5 protein-coding genes are annotated in these 4,445 nt (G+C 49.9%); all 5 read right to left on the bottom strand.

Annotated features, from left to right (window positions below; genetic code table 11):
• On the bottom strand, positions 1-955 hold a 955-nt coding region (locus MJZ25_16325; GenBank protein MCQ2125742.1), incomplete at its 3' end, for an ATP-binding protein.
• A gap of 163 nt (positions 956-1,118) precedes the next feature.
• Positions 1,119-2,276 (bottom strand): fibrobacter succinogenes major paralogous domain-containing protein, encoded by a 1,158-nt coding sequence (locus tag MJZ25_16330; GenBank protein ID MCQ2125743.1) that lies wholly within the window; start codon positions 2,274-2,276, stop codon positions 1,119-1,121.
• Between the two features lie 92 nt (positions 2,277-2,368).
• Positions 2,369-2,611, bottom strand: coding sequence for a hypothetical protein (locus MJZ25_16335; GenBank protein ID MCQ2125744.1), 243 nt, complete (start codon positions 2,609-2,611; stop codon positions 2,369-2,371).
• A 142-nt stretch (positions 2,612-2,753) separates the two neighbouring features.
• Positions 2,754-3,701, bottom strand: a complete 948-nt coding sequence (locus tag MJZ25_16340) for a fibrobacter succinogenes major paralogous domain-containing protein (protein ID MCQ2125745.1) — start codon at positions 3,699-3,701, stop codon at positions 2,754-2,756.
• A 51-nt stretch (positions 3,702-3,752) separates the two neighbouring features.
• A partial coding sequence (locus MJZ25_16345) for a TrmH family RNA methyltransferase (protein ID MCQ2125746.1) occupies positions 3,753-4,445 on the bottom strand: 693 nt, incomplete at its 5' end.

A 4,445-nucleotide genomic window follows, 5' to 3' on the forward strand; every position in this document is an offset into this window, starting at 1 on the left:
CAACAAGGTCAATTTCCTTGCCGTCACTGGTTCTATAATACCAGAAATTTTTCTGTTCCGCGCAATTAAAGGAACGCTTCATTCTTTCAAGAATCACAAGGTTTTCAAAAAGATTGCCTCGCAAGGGATCGCGGTTTAATTGCGACTCTTCGGTAATTCCTAGCAAGGCGCACGCAAGCCCAGTATCGTAGAAGTAGAACTTCGGCGATTTTATCAAGCGTTTAGTCCTATTCATGTACCACGGATTTAATGTAAAGCCGATAAACGAAGCCTCAAGAATCGACAACCATTCCTTCGCGGTCCTAACATTGATCCCGCAATCGTTAGAAAGGGAAGTGTAATCCAAAATGGAGCCGATTCGTCCAGCGCAAAGAACAAGGAATCTATGAAAGAGAGCCGCATCCTTTATATTGACAATTTGGCGAACATCCCGCTCAACATAGGTTGAAATGTAATTCTGGTAAAAGAAGAACCTGTCTGGACGTTCCGTTATATAGCGGGGGTACCCTCCCGAAAGAATAAGACAGTCGATGGAATCACTTGCGTTCAGTTCCTTGATTTCGTCCAGGGAAAAAGGCAGCAGTTTAAGCATGGCGACACGACCGGCAAGAGTCTGAGTCACAGCTTGCTGTAATGCAAAATTATTACTGCCCGTGACAATGAACAAACCCTTTTGATTTGATTCATCGACAATCTGCTGCATATAGGATAGCAAATGGGGAACATTTTGAATTTCATCAAGAATGGCCCCGTTCGGGATACTTTTGAAGAACCCTCGCGGATCCTGCAAAGCTCTTTCCCTGGTGTCAGGATTTTCTAGAGATATGTAGGGTTTGTCGGCGAAAGTGTCGCGACAAAGAGTGGTTTTCCCGGATTGCCTGGGGCCATGAACCAGAACGACCGGGTATTGCGAAGCAGACTTTAACAGGAAGTCTTTGATTTGGCGCCTAATCATGCCTCAAATATAAATTTCGCAAAAATGGTAGTCAAGTACACTTTTTGCAAAACTTTCAAATAAAGCATACGATTTTTGTGGAATTACCTAAAAAATCAGGCCGCCTTGCCTTGCAGCTTGACGGCCTGTTTGAGTTTAAATCAGGCTCGGTTATAAGTTCGATTTAGTCCTTGAGGCAACGCAAACTTTGACCGTAGCACTTGTAGTAGCCGTTCTGGGCCACGTCGGCGTCTTCGTAGTAGAAGACCTGATACCACGCGTAGTCGCTATTGTACTCAGAGGCAGACCACAAGCAGGCGTCGCTGCCCTCAGTGCGGAAATTGCCATTGTCGTCCCTGCAACCGGCGGGGAGCACCGAGAAGCCATACTTGTCGGTACCGTTACCGCTCTTGCCGTTATAGCCATTATTCCAGCCGCTAGTAGATTTCAACAACGAACCAGCGGTGCTGGAACCACCGATGTAGGTGTACAGAGTGCTGTACTCCTTGTTCGTGGGCACATGCCAGCCTTCTGGGCAAATGCCGCGGTGGGGGCTATTGGGGGTACAGGTCTTGCGATAGCCGCACTTGGTTCCTGCATTTACATTGAACTGGGCTGCGCTATCCATCACGGCACTCCAGGTATAAAGGCGACCGTACTTCTCGCAGTTAGAAGTTTTGTTGTCGTAGCACCAGCTGGTGGAATCGGAAGTGTATCTGCTGTTATTGAACTTCACGCCTACGTAGCGATAGTTCAGGTTCTGGGCCATCCAGGTCTGGGTGCCAATGGTGATGGTCTTGTAAACTTGACCGTCGCGAGAATCGGTCATGGACCCCTTTACAACAACTACACTGCTACTACTCTTTACCGAGGAACTACTTGCTACCGACGACGAAGACTTCGCGGAGCTGGAAGATGCAACAGAGCTGCTAGATCCCTCGACTTCGCTCGGGATGACACTAGAGGAAGGAGGTAGTTCTACGCTAGAAGATGATTCCACAGAACTAGAGGAAACCGCAGAGCTGGAACTACTAGCAATAGAAGAGGAGCTCTTCTCGCTAGAGGAGCTAGCAACCGACGAAGAGGACTCCACGGAACTAGAGGAAGTTACTGAGCTGCTAGATCCTTCGACTCCGGCGCTGCCTCCGCTCAGGATGACACTAGAAGAAGAACTGCCAGGATCCTCGGTCGGAGACGAAGTTGTCAAGATTGAAGAAGACGACACTTCAGCGGGATTTTCATCCCCGGACGAACCATTCGCAGAAGTGCTGTCATCGCAGGCCACAAGGCCCAAAGCCAGCGCAAACGCACAAGTTCCGAGAGCAAGGAATTTCTTTTTCATGAGCAACCTTAATCCTGCATTTTCAAGATTTATTCTATAGACAAATCTATAAATTAAAATTCGGAATTTTTCCCAAATTTAATTTGCAAATGTTACTCCAGCACCAGGTGGTACGTCCTACGCTTGGCGGCTTCGTCGTCGCACTTGATAAGGCCTTTTTGACATAAATCCTGCAGGTCGCGGTTGGCGGTATCCGAGGAGCATTTGCCAAAGTTCGCCCAGTTCTTGGAGTTCATCTTGCCTTCGTAACCGTTCAGGTAGATGTTCAGGATTTCCTTCTGGCGCTCCGTCACGGCAACGTCTGCAAAGCGGTTCCAGAACAAGGTCTTTTTCATCACCAGGATGACGCATATTTTGCGGCATTATTAGAGAAAAAATGACGCAAATAGACTGCAACAAAAAAACGGGCAGCCTTGCCTTGCGGCTTGGCAGCCTGGATTGGCGTTGCCTATGCTCTGGTTCGGTTATAAGTTTGCTTTAGTCCTTGAGGCAACGCAAACTTTGACCGTTGTACTTGTCGTGGTTGCGCTGGCGCGCGTCGTCGTAATTGTAGCGGAAGTACTGGTACCACGCGCCTTTGCTACTGTACTCAGAGGCAGACCACAAGTCGGCGTCGTCGCTCTCATAGTAGAAACCGCCATTGTAGTTCCTGTAACCGGCGGGGAGCACCGAGACGCCATACTTGTCGGAACCGTTGCCGCCACTGTACCAGCCGCTGGTAGATTTCAACAACGAACCAGCGGTGCTGGAACCACCGATGTAGGTGTACAGAGTGCTGTACTCCTTGTTCGTGGGCACATGCCAGCCTTCTGGGCAAATGCCGCGGTGGGGGCTATTGGGGGTACAGGTCTTACCGTAGCCGCATTTGGTTCCTGCGTTTACGCTGAACTGGGCAGCACTGTCCATCACGGCGCTCCAGGTGTAAAGACGACCATACTTGTCGCAGTTGGAAGCTTCATTTTCATAGCACCAGCTGGTGGAGTCGGAGGTGTAACCGTTGTAATTGTGTTTCACGCCTACGTAGCGATAGTTCAGGTTCTCAGCCATCCAGGTCTGGGTGCCGATGGTTACGGTCTTGTACACTTGGCCATCGCGGGCATCGGTAAACTCGCCATAGTCAATGTTTGGGTTCAGGTACTGCCAGGCGAGTTTGGAACTGCCAGAATCCTCGGTCGGGGCCGAGGATGACGAGGAAGAACTTACAACCGACGAAGAAGATGACTTCGCAGAACTAGAGGAAGTTACTGAGCTGGAACTTACTACAGAACTACTGGATTGCTTCGCTTCGCTCGGGATGACACTAGAGGAAGACACTTCAGCGGGATTTTCATCCCCGGACGAACCATTCGCAGAAGTGCTGTCATCGCAGGCCACAAGGCCCAAAGCCAGCGCAAACGCAACACTTGTCAAGAAATTCTTTTTCATTTTCCATTTCCTTGCAAAAATTTCAGAGAACTTCAAGAACGGCCTCTGTCATTATGCAGAATAGCTCGAGCGGATCTTAAAAGCCATGATAGCGAATGCTCCTGCCACGTTCATACTGGCCTTGCGACCCGCCATAGGAATGGTCACCTTCATGGTGGTGGCGGCCATGATTTCGGGAGCGATTCCCAGTTCTTCGTTACCCAGAATAATCAGGCCCTTTTCCGGCCATGTTACTTTGTTTATATCGGGAATGTCTTCGCCGGTTTCAAGGGCGATAATTTCGTAGCCGTTTTCCTTGTGCCAGTTGATGCAGTCAAAAGGATCTTCCCAGCGTTTGATGGGAATCCATTCCTGGCAGCCGCGGGCGGCACTTTTCACGGTGACGTGATCGGGACTGCAGCTATATCCGCTAAGGTGTACGCCTTCCAGGCCGAAGCAGTCGGTACTGCGAATAATGGAGCCCACGTTAAAGGCACTGCGGAGATTGTGAACCAGGACCGCAAACTGAATGGGCTTTTCTGCGGCTTCCTGACGGTCGCCCGGCTCCTGTTCCAGATAAACGTCACGTTCAAAGCCAAGGCCTGCGCGGGTACGGAAAGTCTTGTACAGGTCAATCATCTGGGCCTGATTCTTGCCCACCAAAGTTTCTTCTGCAGGAAGCTTCATCCATTCCGCGTAGGTTTCAAATTCACGACGTGCGCGAGGAACGTCATCCCCCAGCTGCAAAATGATGACACGCAGAAG

This window comes from Fibrobacter sp. (assembly GCA_024399065.1).
Lineage (GTDB): Bacteria > Fibrobacterota > Fibrobacteria > Fibrobacterales > Fibrobacteraceae > Fibrobacter.

Bases quoted from the DNA above. Each gene is read 5' to 3' on its own strand.
- MJZ25_16330 (MCQ2125743.1), bottom strand. From the start codon at position 2,276: ATGAAAAAGAAATTCCTTGCTCTCGGAACTTGTGCGTTTGCGCTGGCT.
- MJZ25_16335 (MCQ2125744.1), bottom strand. From the start codon at position 2,611: ATGAAAAAGACCTTGTTCTGGAACCGCTTTGCAGACGTTGCCGTGACG.
- MJZ25_16340 (MCQ2125745.1), bottom strand. From the start codon at position 3,701: ATGAAAAAGAATTTCTTGACAAGTGTTGCGTTTGCGCTGGCTTTGGGC.